Consider the following 25,931-nt stretch of genomic DNA (forward strand, 5'->3'; position numbering starts at 1 on the left):
AAAGTAAACGAGATTTATTTTTTTTGTGTCCTGACATCAGAATCAAAGAAAAGGTTGAGAGAATCAGCACGCTTTTGATCTTCTGCTATTTCTTGATCAATTTCTTCTACATCGTAACCCATTTCTGACACTACTTCTGACCTACTCTTAAATCCATTTCTTACTGCCATTTGCTGTGCTTGCTGGTCTTTCAGTGGATCTACCCAATCAAATCCCTGTGGTATCCATTTTACATCTTTAAATATTTGATTATCTGTTGTAGAAAGCTCTCCAGATAAAGTGGCAAGTTCTAGCCATCTACTCCATACTGGTCTGCAAAATTGGAATACTATAATGTTATGTTGCAGCATAGCGCATCTACGACGAAACTCTATTAATCCTGCTCTGATTGATGAATAATTAACTCCTGTTAAATCTCCTGTTAGCTGTTCATATGTTATCCCTGTACCAATCGCTATTGCCCTCAGTTGCTGTCTCATAAATGCTTCATAACTTCCCCCAACATCAGACGGCTCTGAAAATTTTATGTCTTCTCCTGGGTCTAAAAGCTGCATTGTTCCAGGTTCCAGTCCAGATAGTGCTACTCCTTGCTCATTACTTTCACCTTCTCCTAAAATATTTGCTTCTGGATCAAGTCTCGTAATAAACCCTGCAAACATCGCTGCTGTCTTTTTTCTCACTAATTCTGCATCATCGTATTGATCAAGCTCATAAAGCTTTAGCAGTATATTAGAAAGCCATGGCTCTCCTCTAATTTGCCCAGATCTTAAAGGTTTGTAGATATGTAAAACATCATTTGCCGGTACTCTCACTGATTCTCCAAACGTACTTTCACCAGGGTGTTCTTTAAATAGGTAGTATGCTTCTCTTTGCCCAAGCCTGTTAAACTCAATCCCGTTTCTTATTACATTACCATTTCCTAAAGTTTGATTTGTTTTATTATCTAAATGTTCAGACTCAAGTACTTGCAGTTGTAATGGTACAGAAAATCTATCTTCCAGCTTTCTCGTTCTTAAACGTACAAAACATTCTCCTCCCTCTATCATACTTCTGCATACTAGAGCTTGTAATCCATAAAAATCACTCACTCCGCTACTGTCTGCTTCATCTGTCCATTTCAGCCATAATTCTTGCACCTTCTTTCGAAATTCTCCATCCCTTGCTTTTGATTGCGGTTTTATTCCTGTTCCAATAGAGTTACTTACTATTGTATCAATGATATTTGCTGCATATGGGTTTTTTCTCACCATATCACGTGATCTACTACGTAAAGTTTCAAGGCTTTGAGACAGCAAATTGTTTATACTTCCTAACTCTGGTTGAAAGTGAAAAAATCTTCTTCCTGAGCCTGCTGCATCCCATGCTGAGCTTTTTATCTTTGGTTTGTTAAATAATTGCTTGAAGGTTTTTAGCAGCATTTATAAAATTCCTTTACTCGTTGAAAAAACAATTTTCCTCTTTGGCCTCATGCCTGCAACTTTTAACTCAGCCTTAATTCGTTGTCTTAAATTCAATAAATCCTTTATTTGAACTTCCCCGTACCGCACAACATGGTCACCATATGCAATTGATACCACTCGTTCTCCGCTTTGCAGTTTTTGAATTGCTTTCTCAACTTGAGTTAAATATTCTTCACTGTACATTTTGACTACTAAGCCATTTACTCTGTCTTAATTTTTTGGGCTTTTTGCTTTCCATTTTTCCACTCAAACTATTCCATTTACTCTCTGGCCATCTATCTATTCCCAGTGCTATCGATGCTGCTCTTGCGTAAATTCGGCAATCTAGTACTTCATTTCTTTCTCTTACCTTTTGCCACTCTTGTTTGGTATAACCTTTTACTACTTTGCTGACTAATTGCTCTGCCGTTAGCTGCTTAAAATATTCAGGTGCATACTCGGGAAAATGACAATATCCTGGCGGTGTTTCTTCACCATCTTTTAAAATATTAAGTAATTGAAAAAGCTCTGACTTTAATATTGATACTCCTACTGGCCAGAGCTTTATTCCTCTTTTTAGCTTTTGACCACCAACTGTTATATCTACTCTACTTGGGCTGCTAAGTGGTACTAGTGCTTTATTTACACCTTTGACTGCCATTACTCTTCCAGAGCCTTGATGACCTCTTACCCAATTATACACTTCCTGCGTTGCATACCCGGCATCAACTGCCATCATACTTATCATATATTCAAGACCATTTTTACCGATAAAATGATGATTGAGGAGCTCCGAAAGCTTTTTCCATACTTCTCCACTTCCTGTATCTCCTTCAAATACTTGGTAGTCTATTGACCAATTTTCACGGCTTTTTCCCCATGCTACAACTTCTACTTCTAAGCGGTCTTTTTGAACATCTACTCCTGCTGTCAAAACTACTTCGCCTTTTGGTACTGTGCCAATCTGAAAAAATTCTCTCCTGTTAAATAATTGCTTCCAGTCTGGTACTTCTCCTTTATCTACCCAGGTTTCTCCAAGCGTTGTGTTGATCCAAACTTTCAGTAATTGTTCACTTTCCTTTGCATGCAGAAAATCCTCTACTGCTTGTTGCCAACTATACCAGCCAACTGGACTATAAAGACTTGAAAGATGAAATCCTTTTTTCTCACCTTTTACTCTATTAGTAGGTCTCCATTCTCCACGCTCAAGCATCTCTGTCTTTTGATGATTTTCTATTTTGCCGCTACATTCAGTGCAGACATAATGTGCTGTTCTTGAGTCGTTGTTTTCCCATTTAATTTGTGACCATTTTAGAACTTGATAGTAATTACAATACGGACATGGTACAAAAAAGTACTGCTTATCTGTTGCTTCAAATTCTTTCTCAATTCTGCTTATTCCATGAATCGTTGGTGTTGATACTAAAAAAATCTTTCGCCGTGCAAATGTATTAGTTCGAGCAATACTGAGCAGCACTGGATCTCCTTCACCACCTGAATCTCCTGGATAGGCGTCTATTTCATCAAGAAAGAGATATTTTACTGGCATAGATCTCAGTGCTACACTGCTATTTGCTCCGGTTATTACTACTATTCCACCTGGAAATTCCTTACTTTGTACAGTATTGCCTGAGTCTCTTGACCTTGGGTCTTTTACTTTACTCTTTAAACATGGCGTACTCTCTATTAACGGCGCAAATCTTCCTTTTGACCAACGCTTTCCCATTTCAACTGTTGGCTGCACAACTAACATTGGACCAGGAGTCTGATCTATAATATAGCCTATCCAATTGTTACCAGCTTCTGTTCCTCCAATCTGCGCTCCTTTCATGAATACTACTTTTTCTGCTGGTGAGGACGGAGAAAGTGAATCCATGATTTCTTTTAAATAAGGAGTTCTTTCTGTTCTCCATTTACCTGGCTCTGATGCTGCAGTTGGCGCTAAAACTCGATACTCATTCGCCCACTCTGACACTTTAAGTAGTGGATCTGACTTTAAACCTTCAGAAAAAGATGTAGCATATATCATATCGCTAGCTCTTCACCATCATTAGATGATACCTCAACATCACTTAAAATAGAACTGCACTCACTTGTTTTCTCACTTTCGAATTCAATAAACATTTTCTTTTCAAGTGCTTCTTCTATGTACTTCTGAGTTAAATTACTCATTGCTATTGCAGCTATGAGCGCAACTATTCCCACCATTACCGCAGCTATAATGTTAGGGTAAATTCCCACTATCACTATTGCACATACTGTTATAGAAACACAGACGATATTGATATATTTCTTTATTTTTTTGTCTGCTATTTTCCTTTCTTCAAAATATTTATTGCTCAATAAATGAAATGTTGGAAAGTTCTTCTGTCTTCCAAATAACACTATTTCCTTCTCTTTGCTCAGTAATTTTATTAATTTTGCGTTGTTCGTTATTATTGCATACTGAAAAACATCCGTGGCATCTGCTCCTCTCTTTAGCAACAACTTTACTACGTTAAAGTGACCATGCTTTACAGCAACATAAATTCCCGTTTTTCCACTCTCATCTACAGCATCTATTTCAACTCCTTCACCAAGAATACCGTCTATTAGGTCTTCATATCCTTTTCTGGCAGCTAAATGAAGCAAACTGTTTTTATCAGCTCTGTATCTATTACTTGCTAAAATCTTTACTATATCTAATCTATTTGCTTCTTTTGCATAACAAAATGGTGTCTTGCCATTATCATCCTTAATTAAAGGATCTATATCTTCTCGCGTTAGTAAAACTTCTATTGTTTTCAGCCTTTCAGCATAATGTAGTGGCGTTTTATTTTCATAATCTTGTAAGTTAACCCCAGCATTAGGAACATTTATTAAGCATCTTACAATATCTAAACATAAGTCCCTTTCGTCGTAATTACTACTACTTATAGCTACGTGCAAAGAAGACAATTTCATTGCATTTCTGCCGCTGCCAACTACATTAACATTCGCACCAAGATTTGAAAGTAATTTTACTACTCCTAGCTTCTTGTTGTTTACTGCATAATGAATTGCTGCATGATTTCTCGCATCAAGAACATCTTTGTCCGCATTTCCTTCTCTAATTAAAATTTCTACTATTTGTTCATGCCCAGCTCCTGCCGCTAAGTGTAACGGTGTATGTAGTAAAGCATTCTGCTCATTAACATTAGTCCCTTTGTCGAGTAAAAACCTTACAGCATTTGCTTCATTCAACATCGCAGCTAAGTGAAGTAAGCTATCTTTCTCCAATCCATATTTGTGATTGATTAGTGCTTGTAATATCTCTTCTCTTGCACAATCCAGCGCACTTTTACCATTATCATCAGTGATCAGTAGATTAATATTTTTCCTATTTAGTAAGAGAGCAACCATACTAAGCTCGTTAATTTCTACTGCATAATGTAGTGGGGTTTTCCCATTTAATCCTCTAACATTTACATCCACTCCTGGTTGATTAATAAGACACTTTATTAATTCTAAACTTAAGTTAGCAGACATTATTTAAAACTTAATATTAGATAATTCTTGTAATGAGTTTGTAATCTCTTCGGTTAGCGCCATATGAATCTTTTCAGTGTCACTCAGTGATGCAAGCAGTGCTGAAACTCTATTTGGAATATTAAGCAAATTATTACGTATAACTCTTGCTACATTAAATGCATCGCGCTTTACTTCCTCTACTGCTACAAGTTCACCAATCTCAGCCTTAGCTTTCGCCTCAAGAAGTTTACCTCGTTCCATTTCATTTTTTATTCGAGTTTTTAGCAACATCGTGGAAAGGTTACTTGTATTTTCGTTTTCTGGATTTTTCCTCCTAAGTGGCTGACTTGGATCTCTTATTGCCGCTACTGCTTCATTTGCTTGTTCTCTATTTACCAAACCATTCTCCAACTCAATTATTCCTTTTTTTACTAAATAACAGACATATTGCTTTGAAACTCCTATCTCTCTTGCCCATTCCGTTTGTGTGATCTTTTCCACTTCTTTTGCCCCTTTATTGCTGTTTTTCTTCTTGAATTTGTGCAAAAGTTTTGCCAGTACCAGAAAGAATTGCTTCCCTACCTGTGTATACTTGCCAACGTTTTATCGTTACATCTACAAATTTTGAATCTAGCTCTATTGTTCTGCAAATTCTTCCTGTTCTCTCACATGCAATCAGTGTGCTGCCAGAACCGCTAAATGGATCAAGTACAGTATCCCCAGGTCTGCTGCTATTAACTATTGCTTTCTCCATTAGCTCTACTGGCTTCATTGTTGGGTGCAGTGAGTTATGTATTGGCTTATCATAAAACCATAGATCACTTTGATTTCTACCTCCATGCCACTCACGTTTAATTGCCGCTTTTCCATCCATAGAGCATTGCTTCGTATTGTCTTTGATAATCAGACCTGCCTAGCGTAAAATGATTCTTTGCCCAAATGATAAATGTTGACCATTTTCCTCCTGCTTCCTCAAATGCTTTTTGCAGCGTTGAAAACTCTGATGATGATATGCAGATGTAAATTGCTCCTTTCGTATATGCTAAAATATTGGAACAGATGTCGTAGAGAAAAAGCTCATACTTTTCACCTTGATTATCATTCAATATTTTTTTATCTTCTCTCTCCCGGCTACTACCATAATCAACGTTATATGGAGGATCACAAACAGTAATATCTGCCATTTTATCATCTAATACTGCTTTAAATGATTCAACTACGCAGCTATCACCGCAATAGATTCTATGATCACCTAAAATCCATAAATCCCCTGGTTTTGCTATTTCTACCTTTTTATCAATTAACTCCAAAACTCCTCTTTCTACTTCTTCTTTTCCATCAAAATCATCGAGAAAACGTTGAACTTTTTCCAATTCAAATCCAGTCATTTTAAGATCAAACTGCAAATCTTCTAACTCTTGAATTTCCACTTTCAAAAGCTCATCGTCCCACTTTGCCCAGTTAGCTGATTGATTTGCCAGTAACCGAAAAGCTTTAGTTTGTGGTTCATTTAAATTATCACTTAAGACCACTGGAATACTCTCCATACCAAGTTTTCTTGCTGCTTTAAGTCTTAAATGACCATCAACCACAGTTCCATCGCTTTTTGCAACTATTGGTATACGAAAGCCAAATTCCCTGATTGAAGCGCACATTCTATTTACTACATCATCATTTTTACGAGGATTACGCTTATATTCGACGAGGTTTTCAACAGGATAGTAGTGGATTGCTAAATTCATATAACTTAAATCCTTAATAATTAAAAAGTTAATATTCAAAATATCTCTGACGCTAAAGAAGGCCTGGGGTTGAACCCACCAAATCCGCCATTCTGGCTGAAAGGACCCACTTTTTATGGATTTTTCGTCTTATTAATATCTTTACTAATATAGAACATTAATGCCAAAGCATCGGCCTCATTATCATCTCTAGGTGAAAAACTTTTTTCACGTATCGCTTCAATAACTTCACTCTTACTTGCATTGCCTTTGCCTGCTATAAAGCGTTTTATAGTTTTAACATTAACACCTTGGTAGGGAATATTGTTCTCTTCACACCAAGCAGACAGCACTGCAAGAAACCCACCGTAGCAATGGGCTGCATCAGTTCCTAAATGTCTTCTCACCTCCTCAAAGTACACTGCAGAAATGTCTTTCAAAGAATTGAGCCAATTGCAAAAGTTTAAGAAACACATTCCACCTCCGCTGAAACGACTACCATGAAAGCTTTTGCTCCCACTTTCAATTATTCCATCTGTTAGAATTGCCCAGCCTGTTTGCTTGCCGAGATCTAGCGTTAAGATTGACGTACAAAAACTCCTTTGTGTAATTAAAGTTCAATGCCCTGTATAATATATATGTACGATGACTCGCAAATTCGTCCGCAATTTTGAAAAAAAAATTAAAAAAAATTTCATATCCTGCCATTTGAGTTTTTACTTATCTTAATAATTATTTTACATAACTTATATTACGCCAATATTTATATTATTATATTATCATATATTATATTTTACCTGTATTTAAATATATATATAATATATATAAGACTTCAGTAATCCGTAAATCCTCTTCACTGGCCGATTTTAGCCACTTAACTTTAGAAACGGCTTTTAGGAATAGAACATAAAAAAGACAATATTATCAATAACTTAACGATTACTGCTTTCTGAAATACTAATTAGTAATTCAGAAATTAGGTACGAAATTGGTAGTTTTTTACCTATGAAAAAGTAGCTTCAGTAGTGTATCAAAACGTTTAAATCTTATTTTAATTTTTAAAGATTTTATTCTTTTAGATAAAAAAATTATTACTACTTTTTTATAATAAATTAGTCATACAAAGTCTTGGTAAAAATCTCTATTCATGAAACTTTTGGAGTTTTTATGAAGAATTCTTATCAAGGAATCGATTCTACAATTGTTAAACATGTGAGATTTCAAGCTTCGCGCCTTAAATCCAAAAGCTGTTTTATTAACGAAAGTCTCGAAGATATAGAACAAGAGCTTTTTTGTCAGGTTTGGCAATATCTTAACCGGCACGATGAGAAAAGAAGTAGTTTTAGTACTTTCGTTGCTAGATTAGCTAATTATTGTGCTCGCAATATGTTACGCAATCAGTTATGTCTAAAACGTAATATAACTTTTGATGATATAAACGACGATATTCCAGATCATAGGAACTCGGAAATCGAAGCGATAATTCGCACTGATATAAATAATATAATTTCAACTTTGTCTGAAAAAGATAGTAATTTATGTCAATTACTTAAGGTATTTACTATTACTGAAGTTTCTGTAATAACCAAAATACCAAAGACAACTATCTATCGCACACTAGAACGAATACGCAATAAATTCTCAGTTTTAGAGAAGTTATAAGCTCTCGATTATATTTGCTCAAAAATTTTTTTTTGCAAATTGCGGACGAATTGCCTAGGTCATCGTACATATATATTTAGGTACTGGGAGAAAAATGAAAATAATGAACAGCAATGAACGGCTAAAAGTTCAAACAGGTATAAAAATGGTCATCTTTGGTCCTTATGGTATAGGTAAAACTAGTCTCTTAAAGACCATAAATGAACCAACACTTTGTCTTGATTTTGAGGCAGGTTTACTTGCCGTTCAAGATTGGCAAGGGGATTCTGTAAGTATTCGTACTTGGAATGAGGCAAGAGATATTGCATGTCTCATAGGTGGTCCTAATCCTGCGTTAAAATCTGACTCAGCGTATAGCCAAAGACACTATGAGCATGTATCCAGTAAATACAAAGAGCTTTCTTCAGAGTTTCTCAAGTATCGATGTGTTTTTATCGATAGTATTACAGTAGCCTCTCGTTTATGTCTATTATGGGCAAAAATGCAACCTGAAGCTTTTTCTGAAAGATCAGGAAAACAAGATATGAGAGCTGCTTACGGGTTACTTGCTCAAGAGATGATGGCTTGGCTCAATCAGTTTTAACATATTCCAAATAAAGACATCATTACAGTTGGAACTCTTGGACAATACCTCGATGATTTCAATCGCTCGACTTGGCTACCTCAATGTGAAGGAGCTAAAACTGCAAGTGAAATTCCTGGGATAGTTGACGAAGTAATTAGTATGGTTGGAATCAAGAAAGATGATGGTACAGAGGTTCGTTCATTTGTCTGTCAGACGATTAATTCTTGGGAATATCCTGCTAAAGATCGAAGTGGTTGCCTTAATATGGTTGAAGAACCGCATCTAGGAAAACTTCTTAAAAAAATTAAAACTAAAGCTTTTGCAATTCAACCTGTCACGCCCAACATATAGGAGGTTATTATATGCTACAAAACTTTTTAACTATTGGTCAAAAAATTCCTTTTTTCAGTGTGAAAGAATACTTGGACGATCGATCGCCAACACCAGAGGATATAATCTCACCAAGAATTTTAACAAAAAGAGGCTTATTGGTACTGGGTGGCCCACCTAAAATCGGCAAAAGCGACTTTTTGATTTCATGGCTCGTTCATATGGCTGCAGGTGTTTCTTTTCTTGGTATGGCTTCAAATAGACCTTTAAAAATTTTCTACATGCAAACTGAAATTGAATATGAATATATGAAAGAACGTTTGCAATAACTTGATAATGAACTTTTGAATGTAGCTGCTAACAACTTAATCATTACGCCAAAAGTGCACTTATCATTTAATCATGATGAAATAAGTGAAATTAAGGAGATTGTAAATGAACGCTTTAAACCTGATGTTTTGGCCATAGATCCATTACGTAGCATCTTTAGCAGTGAATATGGGAATGAAAATGATAATAGTGCTATGCTGTTCTTTCTGCAAAAGACTCTTGAGAAGCTACGCAGTGCTGTCAATCCAGATGCTTGTATTGTACTCACTCATCATACAAAAAAATTATCGAAAAAGATGCTCGAAGAAGATCCATTTCAAGGCCTAAGTGGTGCTGGATCTTTACGTGGATTTTACAGTACTGGTATGGTGATGTTTGCTCATGATGAAGAAAGCAGTGCACGCCAGATAGTATTTGAGCTTCGCAATGGTGAACGCGTGCCAAACAAACTTGTCGATAAGATAAATGGTCATTGGCAGCTAATGGAATAGCTAACTTTCACTTTAAAGTCAACTTATAGGAGAGCGTATGCTACAAGATTTTTTAACTGATTTTAATAATGCAAAACTGCAGAACAATTTAATACCGAAAGGTACAATAGTCAAGGTAAAAATGGCAATAAAGCCTGGAGGTTATGAAAATTGGTTCACTAAAAACTACACTACTGGCAGTATCTATTTAAATGTAGAATTTACCGTCACTGAAGGCTCATATGCAAAACGCAAGATTTTTCAGATTATAGGTATCAAAAATGGCAAAGCAGAAGGTGAAGAAGACATCTGGGGAGAATCTGGACGTTCTATGCTGCGTAGTATTTTGGAATCATCCAGAAATATTCATGCAAATGACACTTCAGAGAAAGCAGTGACTGCTAGAAGAATAAACTCTATAGCTGATTTCAACGATTTAGAGTTTACAGCAAAAGTAGGCATTGAAACTAATAATACATACGGAGATAGAAATAGGATTACTACAGTTATTACTCCAGAATTACAAAAAAGTTTTCAAGATGATTGGTTGCCATTTTGAAGTATGACGAAGGAAAGTTGTGGGCTGCTGTTATTACTAGAGCTATTCAGGATGCAGCAGGAAAAAACCCTAAACTTAAAAAAGAGGCTTGTCAATGGATTCGCTCACGATCTTTTGAAACTGTTTGTGAGCTGGCTAATCTTGACTTTAAACGTCTAAAAAATATGTTGAACAAATTTGGAATAAACAAGGAGAATTTTATGGATTTTTCATCTAAAAATGCTTTGAAAATAAAATCATTATTAATTAATAACATCAAAGATTGTTTATCTTATTTGTTACCTGAAGGCAAATCTTACCAAGATAAATTCTATATTGGCAGTAGAAATGGAAATAAGATAATAGTTGAAATGGAAGGAGAAAATGCAGGAAATTGTTACAACCTGATCGAAGAAAAGAAAGGAAATATAATAGACCTTTGGACTTTAGTTAAAGGTAATATAGATTCTGCTGAAACATGGTTGAACGGTAAAGATGAAAGAAGTTCCATATTACAAGAAAAACAAAACGAAGAAAAAGCATTTTCTGTAAACCATTACTTAAACGATAAATCACCAATGCCAAAAGATATAATAGGCCCAAGAATTTTGACACCAGGTGGTCTTTTGGTCATAGGTGGTACTCCAAAGATTGGCAAAAGTCATTTTCTTCTTTCTCTATTAGTACATCTGGCAGCAGGAAGATCATTTCTTGGCATGAAGCCTACAAGACCACTAAAAATATTCTATCTACAAAACGAAATGGAATATGATTACATTAGAGAACGTATACAACAACTCAACAAACTTCCTCATTTAGCAACAGAAAACTTAGTTGTGACGAACAAGATGAATTTGACCTTAAATGAAGAAGGTATAGAAAAAATAAAAAATATGGTAGAGGAAAAGTTTGATTTAGTTGTGATTGATTCTCCTTATAATTCCGTTAACTATGGTCTGCAGCATGCAATAGAAAAACTGCGTTCCAAGATTAATCCTATGGCTGGAATAATCATCATAAATCACACCAAAAAAGTATCTACCTCTACATTGGAAAAGAATCCATTTCAAGCTCTCGTTGGTGCTAACGCTTTAAGAAGTTTTTATACATCTGGAATAGTAATATTTCAACCCAATAAACGTACAAATATCTTACAAGTAGTATATGAACTTAGAAACGGTAGATCTATACCAACAAAATTCATCAATAAGATTAATGGATGTTGGAAAACTGCTAACGTTATAGCTAGAACATAAAAATTCTTCAGGTAGGTATGGATATTTATTGTTCACAAAGAAATGGACATTATAAATTATTAGGGAAGAAAGAACAATTAAGAACTCAACTCCTATCAAATATAAGGTCATGTCTTTCTTATTTACTGCCAAGAGGAACTTTTCGTGGTGATAAGTTCTATGTAGGTGATCTACAAGGCAATAAAGGACAAAGTATGATAGTGGAGTTAACTGGCAGTAAAGCCGGATTATGGCATGATTTTTCTACCGAAGAAGGAGGAGATATTTTTGATCTTTGGGCTGCTGTTACTGGAAAAAATCAATTTACTGATACGATAGAAGATATTGCTAAGTGGATTGGTTATTCGGAAAAAAATAACACTCTGGGGCAACCAACGGCATCATGGAACTATTACGATGAAAGTGATCAAGTGATTGTTACAGTTTATCGTTATAACACTGATTCAGGAAAAAGATATCTTCCTTTTGATGTAAAAAGGTCTAGTTTTACTCTACCAGAGACCAGGCCTTTATATAATATTCCAGGTATCGTGAAATCTGATAAGGTGATTTTAGTTGAAGGTGAAAAGTGTGCAGATGCTCTGATAGAGCAAGGTATGACTGCCACAACTGCAATGTTAGGAGCAAATGCACCAATAGAAAAAACAGACTGGTCACCACTTAAGGGCAAGCATGTTATTATTTGGCCAGACAATGATGAACCAGGTAAACAATATGCTGAGAAAGTTGTGAAAAAGCTTACTTTTCTTAGTGTTTTATCACTTACTCTTCTTGAAATACCGGAGAATAAACCAAAGGGATGGGATTCAGCTGATGGTATAGAAGAAAAGATGAATATTCCTGAATTCATTGAAAATAACTCGAAAAAAATCATCGTTAAGCAATTGCTTAATATTCAAGAATGGAGCGTAGAACGTTTTATAGGTCCAGTACCGGAGCAAAAGTTTCTTGTTGAAGGGTTATTTCCTTTAGGAGTGACATCTATTCTAGCTGCAATGGGAGATACTGGTAAAGGTATGCTTCTGCTTGATTTAGCACTGAAAGTTGCGAGTAGAAAAGATCAGCCATGTGGTTTTGGTCCTTTAGTTACTGAACATGGATCTGTTGTAATATTCTCTGCAGAAGATGATATGAGTGAAATACATCGTCGTTTAGAGCGTCTTGACTCACAATGCGAGAGATTAAAATATAAGGATAGGCTCTTTATTGTACCATTACCAAATGTTAGTGGATCACTTACAATCATAAAGAGTGTTTCAGGTAAAGTTATAGAGACTTCTCCTGAATTTGAATTGATAACAAAACAACTTAATAAAATAAAAAACTTAAAATTAATCGTATTTGATCCACTTGCATCATTTGTGCACGCTGATTTAAATACTGACCCAGCCGTAGGCGATTATTTGATGTCTTTATTATCTGATTTAGCAGGTAGCACTGGAGCATCAATAATTACTGCTCATCATATGAGAAAGCCAAAAAGTGAAAAACCTATATCGACTGTTGAGCAAGCACGTGATGCCATTAGAGGTACATCTGCTCTTGTTAATGGTGTTAGGTGTTCATACGCTTTTTGGTCTGTGGAAGATGCAGCTAAACCGACAATTTTTAAATCAATAGGAGAATCTGTAAGACAGAACGCATTATTTTATGGAGCAATTGTTAAAGCAAACGGTTTGGCTGATCGCACTTTACGCACTTATTTAAGAAATGAAGAAACAGGATTGTTAGAGGACATAACTGAAAGATTAAGAATAAAAAATATGAACGAAAAAGATTCAAAGCAGCATCTTATAACTGCAATTACACGAGCAGCAATTTCTGGACATCCATTTACCCATACAGGAAGTACAGGAGTGTATAAACAGCGGCATAGACTACCTGAGGAGTTTCACAGTATAGGAAGAGATAGAATGGAGCGTATAGTTCAAGAGCTGTTACAAACACGGAAGCTGGTTAAGGGAATGGCTACTGGTTCAAAAGAAGATAAATGGCTTGACATTCCTAGCGGACCATTTGCTCGCGGCGTTGGAAAGTTTAGCTGTAGAGCTGAGCTATTCTCCTAAAAAATTTTTCTGATATAAAAAAATATTTTGATTTTTGCGGACGAATTTTGAACTCACCGTACATATATAATATAGGGGGAAAATGTCAATACTCACACAGTCAGGAAGAGCAGCAATAGCAGCCAGCATCAAAAAGCAATCTATCTATCTTGCTTGGGGAACAGGTGATTCAAGTTGGGAAAGTAGCCACAAAGTAGAAAAAACTTTCGTTAAGGGTGAAATAAAATTTGATCATCAACCTATTTTTGATCGTCAACCTATTAAAGATGTGAAGGTTTTTACAGGGCAAACAACTTATCAGCCAAGTATTGACTATACAGTTAATGGCAGTACTGGTGTAATAAAACTTACGGAAAATAGCTCTATTCCAGTAAGTGATAAAGTTACTGTAGAGTATAGTGAAAGCACACCACCAGAGCTGATAACTTCTGAAAAACTGCTCAATGAACTTGGCAGATGTACTGCAGACGAAGTGCTATTCTGCACAGGTGATGAAAACGGTGAACTTATAACTCCATCTGGAAGGTTTAGGCCCTCAAATGTACCAACTAATAATCTCTATCTCAAATTTACTTTCGATTTCACGGATGCAGCAAATCAAGTAATCAGAGAGCTAGGGGTTATGGTTGGTACTAAAATAAAAGAAGAATTACCTGAAGGACAGAGATATTTTGAACCTCAAGATATAGAAGAACATGGGATTTTATTGATTTTGGAACATACCGTACCACTTATCAGAACTGCTGCAACTCGGGAAACTTTTTCATTTGTTGTAACTTTTTGAATTTTTCTAGCATTAAATGACTTTAAACGCCTATTATAACCGCTTTAATCCTGACAAAGAATACGAAAAAAGCTTGTTTCTAGCAGGAAGAGGTCTACAGTCTGCAGAACTAAACGAGACTCAGGAGTATGCTCTCTCTAAGATTAAAGGCATAGGCGATGCAATATTTCGTGATGGTGATGTTATAACAGGAAGCAATTGTATTATAGATAGAGAAACTGGTAAAGTTACACTTGAGGGAGGAAAAATCTATCTGCGCGGTGCAGTTAGAAAGGTTGAAAAAGAAGAATTTGTTATTCCACTGAGTACCACAGTTCGCATAGGTGTTTATTATGTAGAATCTACGATTACAGAACTTGAGGATGAAAACCTTCGTGATCCTGCTATTGGTACAAGAAATTATCAGGAAGTAGGAGCTGCAAGGCTTAAAGTTTCCACCATTTGGGGTTATCAAGCAGAAGGTCTTTCTCCACGTTTTTCTGAAGGAGAGTTTTATCCAATCTATAACATTGAAAATGGAGTATTAATAGAACATTCACCACCTCCACAAGCAAACATAGTAACTACTGCTCTTGCTCGTTATGACAAAGAAGCAAATGGTTCCTACGTCGTAAATGGTCTTGAAGTAATGTTCCTGCAAAAGGAAGAGGGAGAAGGAGGAAAAAAAATATTTGTGATTAATGAGGGCAAAGCTCATGTTGATGGCTATGAGATTGAACTTCCTCACAGTATTCGTGTTTCTTTTGATGAAGATCCGGATATAAAATCAGTTGAATCAGAACCACATACTTTTCAGCCAAATAGCCAAAGAGTAATGGAACTGAAGGTTAATGATTTTCCAATAAGTGAAATTAAAAAAGTAGATATAACTGTTCAGAAAACCATTACTGTTACTCATGGTTCATACTCTGGAGCTATTGATCCGATACCTGACTCTGCAGTACTTGAGATTATTCAAGTTAAACAAGGCAATGTTATTTATGAAAATAGTATAGATTACAAATTAAACGCAGGAAACGTTGATTGGTCATTACCAGGTAAAGAACCAGCTCCTGGAAGTAGTTATCAAATAACCTACCGCTGTCGTACTCATGTAAGCCCTGAAGATATAAGTGAACAGGGATGCAAAGTAAAAGGAGCAGTTGATAACAGCTTGGTTCTGATTGATTACACCTGGAAAATGCCCCGCTATGATTTAATTACTATCGATAGCAAAGGAGTGGTAAGAAGAATAAAAGGAATTTCTCACCCTTGGCGACCATCAATGCCTAGAGCGCCTAGTGGACAACTTTTGCTCTGCTACATTCATCAGACGTGGAAAAAAGGCGAAGGGGTAAAAATAGTGAATAATGCTATTCATGCTGTACCGATGAATGAGCTTGAAGCAATGAAAAAAGGAATAAATGATCTTTATGCGCTGGTTGCAGAGGAACGTCTACGCAATGATGCAAATTCAAGAGAACCTACCACCAAAAAAGGAGTATTTGTTGATTCATTCTTTGATGATGATATGCGCGATCAAGGAATTTTGCAGTCTGCAGCAATAGTAAATAAGGAACTAATTTTACCAATAGATGTAACGATTGCTGATATTGATGGAGGAGAAAAAACTTATTTGTTGCCATATGAACTTGAACCGGTACTGGAGCAGCTTTTACAGACCAAAGGAGAAAAGATCAATCCATATCAAGCTTTTGACCCAGTCCCGGCAAAAGTTACCATGAACAAAAATATAGATCACTGGACGGAGGTTACTACGAATTGGAAAAGTCCAGTAACCAGAGTGTTTAATGTTAAAGAAACAACAGAGCTGCTGTCAAGTACCTCATACGAAACTGAATTTATGCGAGAAGCAACTCAAAATTTTGAGATTGAAGGTTTTGCAACTGGTGAAAAGCTTAAGGAAGTAAAATTTGATGGCCTAAGCATTCAACCCATACCATAGAGGAAAAAAGTGGAAAATCAAGGACGAATAAGTGGAAAGATAAAAATCCCAGCAAACATTCCAGCAGGTACTAAATTAGTACAGTTTTATGGGGATAAAGGAAGCTATGGAGAGGCAACTTATACTGGTAAAAAAACTATTACCATAGAAGAAAGAAGAAGAGTGATCGCAGCAAGACGAGTTGATCCTTTAGCCCAAACATTTACGCTAAATGAGAGCAGACACATAGGAGGCGTGGAGCTATGGTTTGTAAATAAAGGCAAAAAACGTGTTGTTGTTCAGATTAGAGAAACAGCAGTGGGAATGCCCTCGCAGACTGTCATTGCTGAAAGCTATATTGAGCCAAAAGATATAAAGATAGATGGCACAGCAACACGTATAACTTGGTCTCCTGTCTGGTGTGAATCTAGCAGAGAATATGCAATAGTTTTGCTAACCGATGATGCAGATACAGCAGTAAAAATAGCAGAGCTTGGCAAATATGATGTAGTAAATAGCCGCTGGGTAACGAGTCAGCCATATCAAGTAGGAGTATTACTATCATCAAGTAATGCAAGCACCTGGACTCCGCATCAAAATTTAGATTTAACGTTTCGACTACTAGCTGCAAAATTTAGTGAAAATTCTCATGTTATTGATCTTGGTAAAGTCACTGCAAACAACGTATCAGATTTAATAGTTTTAACAAATGTTGAAAAAGTAGCATTTGATACCAATGTAGAATTTATCTTAACAGATGAAGAAGGGAAAGAAAACTTTTTGTCTGATAATTTGCCGCTCGCGCTGCGTGAAAGACTATCTGGAGAGTTAACAGTAAAGGCAAATTTAAAAGGTGCAAAAGAAAAAAGTCCTGTTCTCTATCCTGGGTTACAGCTAGTTCTAGGTAATCTTTCAGAGTCCGGAGATTATGTTACAAGGAGCATTACAGCAGGTGCTAACACTAAGATAACAATTACCTATGATGCGCTAATACCTGGCACTGCAGATGTTAAAGCATATGTGGAACAAAGCGTCAAAGGATGGCAATTAGTAAATTTAACATCAGGAAAACCTATTGGGGAAAATTGGGTGGAGAGAACTCATGTACTAACAAACTTTAATAGCAATGAAACAAGGGTAAAATTGGTTTTAAGTGGAACGGTTATTTATCGGCCAAAGGTAAAAAACTTGCGGGTTGTTATAACGTAAGAAAATGCCAAATGATGAAACGAGGCGCGGATATCCTTTGCCACACCCAGAGAATATTGCAGTGGAAGATGTAGTACGTATTCGCAGAGCTATAGAAAAAGTAGATGAGGATATGAGTAATAGAGAAAATAAACATAATCAACTTAAAAGTAATTTTGAACGATTTAGATTTGAAACTTTTTTGAATTTTTGGGAATGAAAGAAGCAATAGAAGCGTTACATCAAAGGATAAAGGATTTAGCAGTAAGTAGCACACCTGATCAACTGGCATATCTTGCAAAATCGCTGGAATTGATAGCAGATAAAAAAGCTATTTCTGATATTGCGCAAATGACTAAAGTAAAAGAAATAATTGATGCACTACAAAAGAGGCTTAAGGATTTAGCAGAAAACAGTACACCAGATCAATTAGCATATCTTGCTAAAGCATTGGAATCAATAATCGACAAAAGTGCAGTTTCTGAAATTGTACAGATGACAGATGGTAAGCTAAAAGAACTTCTTGATAGTGCAAAAAAACACTTAACTGATCTGGATAATAAAAAAGCTAGTTCTTTAGCAGTGATCTCTGAATCAGAGAAGCAGTTATTAAAGAGAATTGATGAAAAAGGAACAACAAATTTATCGCTACTTGATACGAGAAAGAATGCCAATATTGCAGCAATAAGTAGCATTAGTAACAGTCATAAAGATGGTCTTAAAGGTTTAGTGAATAACTTCCGTACTGTTAATGATGTGCCAAGTGGCTCATCAATTATTAGGGAAATAGAAACTCGAATTGAAAACATCCTGAATGAGGTAAAAACTCGGGATGAACAGTTAAAAGCGTCTCTTATAAATGAAATAAGAAAGCGCAACATGGTTGAACCAGGGTCATTACCTTTCTTATTTGGTGTACTTGGCAGAAAAAATAATTATTTTGGCCACGGAACTTTTACGACAGAGCTTGGAAAGTGGAGTAGTGATATAACAAAAACTGACTATATGTTACAACTACTAGCAGGTAGCCATACGTACAATACAGATTACGTTAGTTTTTATCGGCCAAGACAACTAAGTTTTATAGAGGGAAGTAAAGGAACATTTATTTACGGAGAGTTATGCACAAAAAGTTTTTCGGGTAGTTATGATGAGATATACTATTACCCGTATGCTGCACTTGGAGTAGTATTTGTAAAAAATACAACCAATGTGAACATAAATAAGACAATGGAATTTGTTGGATCATCGTATTCGAGTACGGAGTATGGGGGAGCAGGATTATTTGTGGGAACTCCTGATAACACTAATTCTAATAAATCAAGTATTTCAAAAATAGTATGGAAAAATGTTTACCAATACACGAGTTCTGGTAGCAAGTTAGCCGGATCTGGTAATGTGGAGATTCCAGCAGGAAAAACAGTTGCAATATTACTTTACACATCATCTTATCTGTATTCCAGAACACAAGTTAGTCAAGGTATGCTTGCATCAAATTATGTACACAACTATGGTCAATTTATTCAGTGGGGAATTTATAACATACGTAGCAATTTTCTCACCACAGAGCTTGAGGTAGATGTGGAAAGGACGCTCAGGGGTTGGCAATGTCCAGGATTATCTAACACGTATGAGATTTGGAGGTAACAAACAATGTCTATCTACATTAGATTTGAAAATGATAAACAAGTAGAAACAACAACACTTGAAAGCAAGCCAACTGAAAATGATTGGTATGAAGCACCAGAAGATTTTGATTGGCAAAAAAGCTATTGTTTAACAGAAGGAGGAAAAATTGCTCAGCGTACTAAAGAAGATATACAAAAGGAGTTACTGGATAATGCGAAGCTTTGTGCATTTGATAGTATGCGTTTCTATTATGATAATCATACTCACCAATATGCAGGTCATTCTCACCAAAAAGCTAAATCTTATGAGATTCAAGCGGAAGCCGCAAAAAGCATTCTAGCAGCACCAGAATCTATAGATGAAAAGGATAAAGAAATTATAGAACCTTTAGCAAAAGTCCGTGGTATTACGGTTATTGAAATGGCAAGAATAATTGAGGAAAAAGTGAAAAAAGCAGTAAAAGCAATAATTAAATGTGAAGAGCTTGAAGATTTAGCCAAAAGAAAGATTGAAGAAGCCAAAAGTGAAAATGAGCTACAGACTTTGCTAGATGATTTCAGGAAAAAAATACAAAGAAATGGCTGAAGAATTTTTACATGGCGTAAATGTTATTGAGGTAACCTCAGGAGCAAAGACAGTACGTACACAGCTAAATCATCAGTGATAGGTGTAATTGGTACTGCACCTGAAGCAGATGAGCAAAAATTTCCGCTAAATAAAAACCAGTGTTAGTTGCAGGAAGCTTAAAGGAAGCAGCAAAGCTCGGAAAGAGTGGCAGTTTACCTTCTGCAATAAATGGAATATTTTCCCAGATTGGTGCAACAGTAGTAGTTATTCGAGTTAAAGAAAGTGAAAACAGCGATCCAAAGCTCAAAGAAAGTGAAACTATTCAAAGTATAATCGGTGGAGTTGATAAAGAGACTGGAGAATATCAAGGGATAGAGGCATTCCTCAGTAGTGAAAGTATAGTTCATGTTGCTCCAAGAATATTAATTGCACCTCAGTTTACTCATCAGTTACCTGAAATAGATGGAGTAAATTCAGTAGTGAGTGCTTTAATTTCCATAGCAGAAAAATTAAGAGCAATTATTGTTGCAGACGGACCAAATACTAATGATGAAGAAGCAATAAAATGGAGAAAAAGTGTAGGCAGCTCAAGAGTTTACGTTGTTGATCCATGGGTTAAGGTATTTATTGAAGGAAAAGAAGGAACCTTGCCAGCAAGCCCATTTGTAGCTGGTTTAATAGCAAAAGTAGATAGCGAACAAGGATTTTGGCACTCACCTTCAAATAAAGAGATAAATGGTATTGTTGGAACAAGCAGGCCTATTGATTTTAGCTTAGGTTATGCAAATTGCAGAGCAAACCACTTAAATGAAAATGAAGTAACAACGATAATTCATCAAAACAGCTATAGGCTTTGGGGAAATAGAACATGTTCAAATGACTCAAAATGGGCTTTTCTATCAGTAAGGCGCACTGCAGATTTAATTAACGATAGTTTACTTCGAGCTCATCTCTGGGCAGTTGATCGCAATATCACCAAAACTTATATAGATGATGTGATTGAGGGGGTGAATTCTTACCTTGCAAGTTTAAAAGCGCAAGGAGCAATTATCAGTGGAAAATGTTATGCAACTCCCGAACTCAATACACCGGCAAATATTGCAAGCGGAAAAGTGTCTTTTGATTTTGAGTTTACACCGCCATATCCAGCTGAGCAAATAATATTCAGATCCCATCTTGTAAATAATAGTGTAATAAGTTAGGAGAAAGCGAAGTGTTACCCAAAATACTGAGAAATTTTAACGTATTTGTAGATGGTCGTGGTTATGCAGGAAAAATAGATGAAATAACCTTGCCGAAGCTTACCATAAAAACCGAAGAGTACAGAGCTGGTGGTATGGATATTCCAATAAATATTGACATGGGCATGGAAAAGCTTGAAGCAGACTTTACTTTTGCTGAGTATGATTCAGAACTATTTAGACTTTTTGGCTTGATAGATGGAAACTCAGTATCTTTAACGCTCCGTGGAGGAATGCAAGGTAATGATATTGAAGCAGTAATAATCAATTTAAGAGGCATTTTTAAAGAGTTTGACTTTGGCAACTGGAAACCTGCTGAGAAAGCAACGCTGAAGTGTACTGTAGCTGCCCATTATTATAAACTTACTATAGGTGGTAATGAATTAATAGAGATCGATGCTGAAAATATGATTAGAAAGATAAATGGCGTTGATCAAATGGCCTTGCTACAAACGATTCTAGGGATCTAATATGATTGACAAAATTACATAAAAATGTTAAAATATAAGAAGTTGTAGGTATATAGTTAATATGGATTCTAAAGCTCATACAAATTCCATAGAGCAGCTAACTGGTTTACTTGTTAGTGTAGCACAATCTCAAGACAAGTCCGTTTTAAAGTTATTAACTGAATTAATGGAAGAAGAAATTGAAGATATGGAATTATCTAAGATTGCTGACGAACGCTATAAAGAAAAGAGGGTTAAACATCAAGATGCCTTCTGGGATTAAGCCTTACAATATAGACTATTCAGAATCTGTTATAAAGAAAGACATTCCGGCTCTTCCAGCAAAAGTAAAGTTAATGATTAAGAAGGCAATAATGGAGCGTCTAACAGTTGATCCAATTGGACTTGGAAAGCCATTAAAGCATAACTTAAGTGGACAACGTAGTCTACGGGTGAGTACCTATCGTATACTTTATTATATAGATGTACCAGAACATACAGTAGTTATTACTTCAATTGAACACAGAAAAGATTCTTATCAAAGCTAATCCTATTTATAGCACCATACAAAGAAATTAGTTATGTAAAAGCCGATATAGACTTTTATTTAATTAACTTTTTAAGGAGGAACATGCAAGCTATAACACTTAATAACCCAATAACAGTTGATGGAATTTCTGTCTCAGAACTTACTGTTAGACGTCCAAAAGTTAGAGACTATCTTGCAATTGAACGCTTAAATGGTAGTGACCTTAGTAAAGAAGTAACTTTGACTGCCAATTTGACATCAGTTGCAAAAGAAGCATATTTGAAAAAGAGAGATGCTTTGCATTCATTTAATGAAGAAGTAAGAAAAAGTGGAAGAAATATTAAGTACTTAGTAAGTGACCAACATAAACTTGGCTCTTCTATTGAAGTATTAAAAGGTAAGTATGGTAAGCTTGGATCTGCAATACGTAGTCACCAAAGTTTTTTAGCAAGCAAAGCACATTTTAAGTCACAAATTATAGAGACTATTGGGCTAGGGCTAACGCTTGCAGCTCCAGTTAAAGTTGCAATTGACTTTGAAAGTGCTATGGCTGATGTTACAAAAGTGGTAGATTTTAAAAAAGGAACGGATGAAGCAACTAAATTTGCAAAGAAGTTAAAAGAGATGTCACGTACTATACCATTATCAGCCGCAGAACTGGCACAAATAGCTGCAAGTGGTGGTCAACTTGGTATCAAGAAAGAAGATCTTTTTATGTTTACAGAAACAGTGGCAAAAATGTCTACAGCATTTGATATGTCTGCAGAGCAAGCAGGTGATTCTATAGCTAAACTCTCTAACGTTTATGGAATTGATGTTAGTAAAATGGAATACGTTGGTAATGTAATCAATCACTTATCAGATAACACTGCTGCCAAAGCAAAAGATATGGTTGAAGCTCTAGCAATAGTTGGTGGTACTGCAAAACAATTTGGTCTTGACATCAAGGAAACAAGTAGTTTAGTAAATGCCTTCGTTAGTTTAGGTAAACAACCAGCAAAAGCTGCAACTGCTATAAATGCTCTACTTAGTAAACTTCAGACTGCTGAAGAACAAGGAGGGGATTTTAAAGCAGCATTAGAGCAAATGGGCATAACTGCAGAAGAAATAGTACAAAGAATAAGCGAAAACGGCGAAGAAGCATTACTCTACTTTTTTCAAGCTCTAAAGAAAATGGATAACCAGGAACGTTCTACAATCCTTATGAAACTTTTCGGTCAGGAATATCAAGATGATATTGCATTATTAGCTGGAAGTTTTAACAAATACGAAGATGCTATAAGGTTACTATCTGACACAGAAGAGTACAAGAGCTCGTTGCAGAAAGAATTTCAAAACCGTGTAAACACCACAGCCAGTAAATTACGACTTCTTCGCAACGCAATAGCTGAAGTTGGTATGAACCTGGGTTCAGTGATGCTGCCTACTTTAAAATCTATAGCTGAATTTTTACAAGAAAAAACTAGAAGCATAGCGTTATTTGCAGAAAAATATCCAACTTTAACCAAAGCAATCATGGGTACTGTAGCAGCCTTGATAAGTTTAAAAGTTGTAGCAGTGGGACTAGGATACGGATTTACATTGCTAGGAAGTACGATTTTTAGTCTGAAAGCAAACCTACTTGGAGTATTTTCATTTTTATCAGCTACAGTTTTTCCTGCAGTAGTAACAGGACTAAGAGCAGTAACACTCGCTATAATGAGTAACCCTATAGGACTTTTTAATTACTGGACTTGTCACTGGCGCAGCACTTGTTATAACTAACTGGCAAAAGGTAAAAGACTTTTTCTCTAGCTTTTGGAAATCGATAATAAAACCCATAGAAGAAGCTTTTTCATGGATAGGTGAAAGTATATTTGGAAAAGTATTGGGAAATAGCCCACTGAAAGAGTTTGAAAAAAGAAAAACTGAAGTAAAAGCAGTGCACACTCCCCTAAAAAGTAATATTCTCAACAGTGGAAATCCTGTGCTAGGTAACAGTATAATTAAAGAATTTTCAAAGAGAAATAAAAATAGCTTCAGAGTCAAAAGCCTTATTGAGGAGAAAAAGTTTACAGAGAGCGATAAGATATTTGCAAGGAGTAAGTTTGAAAATAAAGAACAAAATAAAACTCAGAACATCACTAATAATTACACTATCAGCATTAAAGCAGAACCTAACCAAGATGTTCGTAGTCTTGCAGATGAAGTAATAAAAAGGATAAGAGAAAAGTCACGTGATGTTTTATTTGATACGGTAGAGACATTTTATTGATGCTATCTCTTGGTCCGTATAAGTTTGCTCCCACAAGTTTAAAGTATAGCAGAGAAAATCGTTGGAGCACGATTGAGTGTATTGAAAATATGCCACTATTACAAAATATCGGTCAAGGTGTAGAAAATATAGATTTAGAAGGAATGATTTATCTGCATAATCTCAACGTGCTAAATCAATTAAAGAGTGTGAAAGAAACTGAAAAACCACATATTTTAGTAGATAGTTTAGGTAATATTTTAGGACAATTCGTAATTACTAGGTTAGAAGAAAAGCAGATGTATTTTTTACCTAATGGACTACCGAGAAAAATTGAATTTAGTTTGAGTTTAAAAAGCTATAGATGACTATATACTATGTGAGTAAAGAAAATGAGATGTTAGATCTGATTTGCTGGAAACATTACGGATTTACTGATGGAGTAGTGGAATTAGTACTAGCAGAGAACTTGGGTTTGGCAGAATACGGAAGCTTTTTGCCCGCAGGATTAAAGATAAAGCTTCCTACTATTAAGAAAATAGTACAAAAGTCAAAATTAAAGGTCTGGGAATAAATGCAGCCAGATTTTATAATAGATAAATGTGAATCAATTAAAGATAGAGTTATATCATTGCACCTTACAGATGAATCAGGAATAATAGATGATGTAGTTGAAGTGTGTGTTGATTACAGGGATGAAGACATAGATATTCCGAATGAATTGAACATAGCACTAGGTTATAAGGAATTTGGAATCTTTCCAATGGGTATATATACAGTCAACGAAGTGACTATACAGGGTCCACCTAAGACTCTACTAATCAAAGCTCATGCAACAAATTTAAGAATATCTTTGAAGGCAAAAGTATCAAAAGAATGGCGCCAAATTACCATAGAAAACTTAGTAAAAGAAATAGCCCAAAAACATGGATATGGATACAAAGTCGCTGAGGAATTTAAGGATGTATTGATACCCCATATTAATCAGGCAGATGAAAGTGATATAAGTCTGTTAACAAAGATCGCAACAGAGCGTGAAGCAATGGCAAAATTAGCTGGTGGGTATATATTATTTATTTCAAAAAACATGGCAAAATCAGCCACAGGAAAAGCTTTAGGAACAACGACTATTAGACCTCAAGATACAATTAACTGGAAAGTGCATTTTACCGTACGTGATAAGTATAATTCAGTAGTGGCAAAGTGGCATAGCTATGAAAAGGGCGAAACTATTAAAGAAACAGTTGGTAGCGGTGAGCCAAGTTATATTATGCTGGAACTTTACTCAAATGCAGAGTCAGCACTAAGTGCAGCAAATGCCAAGTTGAAACAATTGAAGCGTAACAATGAAACTTTAGATGTAACTATGCCTGGTAATCCTCAAATTTTTGCAGAAGCTAAACTTAATCTTCTAGGTTTTAATCAAGCGTTAGATGGTGAATGGATAATTAATAGAGCGGAGCATACTTTAAATAGCTCGGGTTACCTTACTATGTTGTCAGCATCTTTGAGTAAGTAATG

Annotated in this window: 22 protein-coding genes and 6 pseudogenes; 21 read left to right on the forward strand and 7 right to left on the reverse strand. The window is 35.7% G+C overall.

Features of this window, described 5'->3' with window-relative positions:
• Positions 1-14: 14 nt before the first annotated feature.
• The 7 genes and pseudogenes from J4T77_RS02705 to J4T77_RS02735 all read right to left on the reverse strand — a co-directional run bounded on the left by J4T77_RS02705 (position 15) and on the right by J4T77_RS02735 (position 7,233).
• The gene (locus J4T77_RS02705; protein ID WP_190321272.1) at positions 15-1,418 is read right to left on the reverse strand and encodes a phage portal protein; all 1,404 of its coding nucleotides are present in this window, start codon (positions 1,416-1,418) and stop codon (positions 15-17) included.
• Positions 1,419-1,643 (reverse strand): gpW family head-tail joining protein, encoded by a 225-nt coding sequence (locus tag J4T77_RS02710; protein ID WP_077188541.1) that lies wholly within the window; start codon positions 1,641-1,643, stop codon positions 1,419-1,421.
• Complete coding sequence (locus J4T77_RS02715) at positions 1,633-3,468, reverse strand: phage terminase large subunit family protein (RefSeq protein ID WP_190321273.1); 1,836 nt, start codon at positions 3,466-3,468, stop codon at positions 1,633-1,635. Before J4T77_RS02715 ends, J4T77_RS02710 begins: the two co-directional genes overlap by 11 nt.
• A complete protein-coding gene (locus J4T77_RS02720) occupies positions 3,465-4,946 on the reverse strand; it encodes an ankyrin repeat domain-containing protein (RefSeq protein ID WP_190321274.1) in 1,482 nt (493 codons plus the stop codon). The genes J4T77_RS02715 and J4T77_RS02720 overlap by 4 nt, the downstream gene beginning before the upstream one ends.
• Positions 4,947-4,949: 3 nt before the next feature.
• Positions 4,950-5,429, reverse strand: coding sequence for a hypothetical protein (locus tag J4T77_RS02725; protein WP_190321290.1), 480 nt, complete (start codon positions 5,427-5,429; stop codon positions 4,950-4,952).
• A 13-nt stretch (positions 5,430-5,442) separates the two neighbouring features.
• A pseudogene (locus J4T77_RS02730) lies at positions 5,443-6,670 on the reverse strand (DNA modification methylase).
• Positions 6,671-6,783: 113 nt separating this feature from the next.
• Positions 6,784-7,233, reverse strand: coding sequence for a crossover junction endodeoxyribonuclease RuvC (locus J4T77_RS02735; RefSeq protein WP_038228276.1), 450 nt, complete (start codon positions 7,231-7,233; stop codon positions 6,784-6,786).
• Between the two features lie 583 nt (positions 7,234-7,816).
• On the opposite strand from J4T77_RS02735, the gene J4T77_RS02740 reads away from it, so the two are divergent.
• From J4T77_RS02740 to J4T77_RS02845, 21 genes and pseudogenes are all read left to right on the forward strand, one after another.
• Positions 7,817-8,311 carry a sigma-70 family RNA polymerase sigma factor gene (locus J4T77_RS02740; protein ID WP_190321275.1) on the forward strand — a complete coding sequence of 165 codons (495 nt, stop codon included), beginning with the start codon at positions 7,817-7,819 and terminating at the stop codon, positions 8,309-8,311.
• Between the two features lie 94 nt (positions 8,312-8,405).
• Positions 8,406-9,227, forward strand: a pseudogene (locus tag J4T77_RS02745) (ATP-binding protein).
• Between the two features lie 11 nt (positions 9,228-9,238).
• A pseudogene (locus J4T77_RS07205) lies at positions 9,239-10,027 on the forward strand (AAA family ATPase).
• Between the two features lie 37 nt (positions 10,028-10,064).
• Positions 10,065-10,565, forward strand: coding sequence for a hypothetical protein (locus J4T77_RS02760; protein ID WP_190321276.1), 501 nt, complete (start codon positions 10,065-10,067; stop codon positions 10,563-10,565).
• 17 nt (positions 10,566-10,582) lie between these two features.
• Positions 10,583-11,800: an AAA family ATPase gene (locus tag J4T77_RS02765; RefSeq protein ID WP_233641111.1), complete on the forward strand. Its 1,218-nt coding sequence runs from the start codon at positions 10,583-10,585 to the stop codon at positions 11,798-11,800.
• A 17-nt stretch (positions 11,801-11,817) separates the two neighbouring features.
• A complete protein-coding gene (locus J4T77_RS02770; protein ID WP_190321277.1) occupies positions 11,818-13,866 on the forward strand; it encodes an AAA family ATPase in 2,049 nt (682 codons plus the stop codon).
• Positions 13,867-13,948: 82 nt separating this feature from the next.
• Positions 13,949-14,650: a hypothetical protein gene (locus J4T77_RS02775; RefSeq protein ID WP_233641112.1), complete on the forward strand. Its 702-nt coding sequence runs from the start codon at positions 13,949-13,951 to the stop codon at positions 14,648-14,650.
• A gap of 16 nt (positions 14,651-14,666) precedes the next feature.
• On the forward strand, positions 14,667-16,595 hold the full coding sequence (locus tag J4T77_RS02780) for a DUF4815 domain-containing protein (protein WP_190321279.1): 1,929 nt from the start codon (positions 14,667-14,669) through the stop codon (positions 16,593-16,595).
• A 9-nt stretch (positions 16,596-16,604) separates the two neighbouring features.
• Positions 16,605-17,783: a hypothetical protein gene (locus J4T77_RS02785; RefSeq protein ID WP_070356855.1), complete on the forward strand. Its 1,179-nt coding sequence runs from the start codon at positions 16,605-16,607 to the stop codon at positions 17,781-17,783.
• Positions 17,784-17,787: 4 nt separating this feature from the next.
• A complete protein-coding gene (locus J4T77_RS02790; protein ID WP_010962688.1) occupies positions 17,788-17,982 on the forward strand; it encodes a hypothetical protein in 195 nt (64 codons plus the stop codon).
• Positions 17,979-19,409, forward strand: a complete 1,431-nt coding sequence (locus J4T77_RS02795; protein ID WP_190321280.1) for a hypothetical protein — start codon at positions 17,979-17,981, stop codon at positions 19,407-19,409. Before J4T77_RS02790 ends, J4T77_RS02795 begins: the two co-directional genes overlap by 4 nt.
• Positions 19,410-19,415: 6 nt before the next feature.
• Positions 19,416-19,976 (forward strand): hypothetical protein, encoded by a 561-nt coding sequence (locus J4T77_RS02800; RefSeq protein WP_155968663.1) that lies wholly within the window; start codon positions 19,416-19,418, stop codon positions 19,974-19,976.
• Positions 19,969-21,160, forward strand: a pseudogene (locus tag J4T77_RS02805) (phage tail sheath subtilisin-like domain-containing protein). Before J4T77_RS02800 ends, J4T77_RS02805 begins: the two are co-directional and overlap by 8 nt.
• Before the next feature lie 11 nt (positions 21,161-21,171).
• On the forward strand, positions 21,172-21,669 hold the full coding sequence (locus J4T77_RS02810) for a phage major tail tube protein (protein WP_010082216.1): 498 nt from the start codon (positions 21,172-21,174) through the stop codon (positions 21,667-21,669).
• Positions 21,670-21,730: 61 nt separating this feature from the next.
• Positions 21,731-21,931, forward strand: coding sequence for a hypothetical protein (locus J4T77_RS02815; protein WP_007303020.1), 201 nt, complete (start codon positions 21,731-21,733; stop codon positions 21,929-21,931).
• Positions 21,915-22,196 (forward strand): type II toxin-antitoxin system RelE family toxin, encoded by a 282-nt coding sequence (locus J4T77_RS02820; RefSeq protein WP_010082215.1) that lies wholly within the window; start codon positions 21,915-21,917, stop codon positions 22,194-22,196. The genes J4T77_RS02815 and J4T77_RS02820 overlap by 17 nt, the downstream gene beginning before the upstream one ends.
• Positions 22,197-22,279: 83 nt before the next feature.
• Positions 22,280-22,390: pseudogene (locus J4T77_RS07540) on the forward strand (phage tail assembly protein); the annotation flags it as partial.
• A gap of 51 nt (positions 22,391-22,441) precedes the next feature.
• Positions 22,442-24,431: pseudogene (locus J4T77_RS07545) on the forward strand (phage tail tape measure protein); the annotation flags it as partial.
• Positions 24,431-24,778 carry a phage tail protein gene (locus J4T77_RS02835; RefSeq protein WP_022626303.1) on the forward strand — a complete coding sequence of 116 codons (348 nt, stop codon included), beginning with the start codon at positions 24,431-24,433 and terminating at the stop codon, positions 24,776-24,778. The pseudogene J4T77_RS07545 and the gene J4T77_RS02835, both read left to right, overlap by 1 nt.
• The gene (locus tag J4T77_RS02840; protein ID WP_010081876.1) at positions 24,775-24,984 is read left to right on the forward strand and encodes a tail protein X; all 210 of its coding nucleotides are present in this window, start codon (positions 24,775-24,777) and stop codon (positions 24,982-24,984) included. Before J4T77_RS02835 ends, J4T77_RS02840 begins: the two co-directional genes overlap by 4 nt.
• Positions 24,985-25,929 (forward strand): contractile injection system protein, VgrG/Pvc8 family, encoded by a 945-nt coding sequence (locus J4T77_RS02845; RefSeq protein ID WP_095742647.1) that lies wholly within the window; start codon positions 24,985-24,987, stop codon positions 25,927-25,929.
• Positions 25,930-25,931: the final 2 nt, after the last annotated feature.

This window comes from Wolbachia endosymbiont of Drosophila innubila (assembly GCF_021378375.1).
Lineage (GTDB): Bacteria > Pseudomonadota > Alphaproteobacteria > Rickettsiales > Anaplasmataceae > Wolbachia > Wolbachia pipientis.

Coding starts and splice junctions, on each gene's coding strand:
- J4T77_RS02705 (WP_190321272.1), bottom strand. CDS start 1,418: ATGCTGCTAAAAACCTTCAAGCAATTATTTAACAAACCAAAGATAAAA.
- J4T77_RS02710 (WP_077188541.1), bottom strand. CDS start 1,643: ATGTACAGTGAAGAATATTTAACTCAAGTTGAGAAAGCAATTCAAAAA.
- J4T77_RS02715 (WP_190321273.1), bottom strand. CDS start 3,468: ATGATATATGCTACATCTTTTTCTGAAGGTTTAAAGTCAGATCCACTA.
- J4T77_RS02720 (WP_190321274.1), bottom strand. CDS start 4,946: ATGTCTGCTAACTTAAGTTTAGAATTAATAAAGTGTCTTATTAATCAA.
- J4T77_RS02740 (WP_190321275.1), top strand. CDS start 7,817: ATGAAGAATTCTTATCAAGGAATCGATTCTACAATTGTTAAACATGTG.
- J4T77_RS02760 (WP_190321276.1), top strand. CDS start 10,065: ATGCTACAAGATTTTTTAACTGATTTTAATAATGCAAAACTGCAGAAC.
- J4T77_RS02770 (WP_190321277.1), top strand. CDS start 11,818: ATGGATATTTATTGTTCACAAAGAAATGGACATTATAAATTATTAGGG.
- J4T77_RS02775 (WP_233641112.1), top strand. CDS start 13,949: ATGTCAATACTCACACAGTCAGGAAGAGCAGCAATAGCAGCCAGCATC.
- J4T77_RS02780 (WP_190321279.1), top strand. CDS start 14,667: ATGACTTTAAACGCCTATTATAACCGCTTTAATCCTGACAAAGAATAC.
- J4T77_RS02790 (WP_010962688.1), top strand. CDS start 17,788: ATGCCAAATGATGAAACGAGGCGCGGATATCCTTTGCCACACCCAGAG.
- J4T77_RS02795 (WP_190321280.1), top strand. CDS start 17,979: ATGAAAGAAGCAATAGAAGCGTTACATCAAAGGATAAAGGATTTAGCA.
- J4T77_RS02800 (WP_155968663.1), top strand. CDS start 19,416: ATGTCTATCTACATTAGATTTGAAAATGATAAACAAGTAGAAACAACA.
- J4T77_RS02815 (WP_007303020.1), top strand. CDS start 21,731: ATGGATTCTAAAGCTCATACAAATTCCATAGAGCAGCTAACTGGTTTA.
- J4T77_RS02820 (WP_010082215.1), top strand. CDS start 21,915: ATGCCTTCTGGGATTAAGCCTTACAATATAGACTATTCAGAATCTGTT.
- J4T77_RS02835 (WP_022626303.1), top strand. CDS start 24,431: ATGCTATCTCTTGGTCCGTATAAGTTTGCTCCCACAAGTTTAAAGTAT.
- J4T77_RS02840 (WP_010081876.1), top strand. CDS start 24,775: ATGACTATATACTATGTGAGTAAAGAAAATGAGATGTTAGATCTGATT.
- J4T77_RS02845 (WP_095742647.1), top strand. CDS start 24,985: ATGCAGCCAGATTTTATAATAGATAAATGTGAATCAATTAAAGATAGA.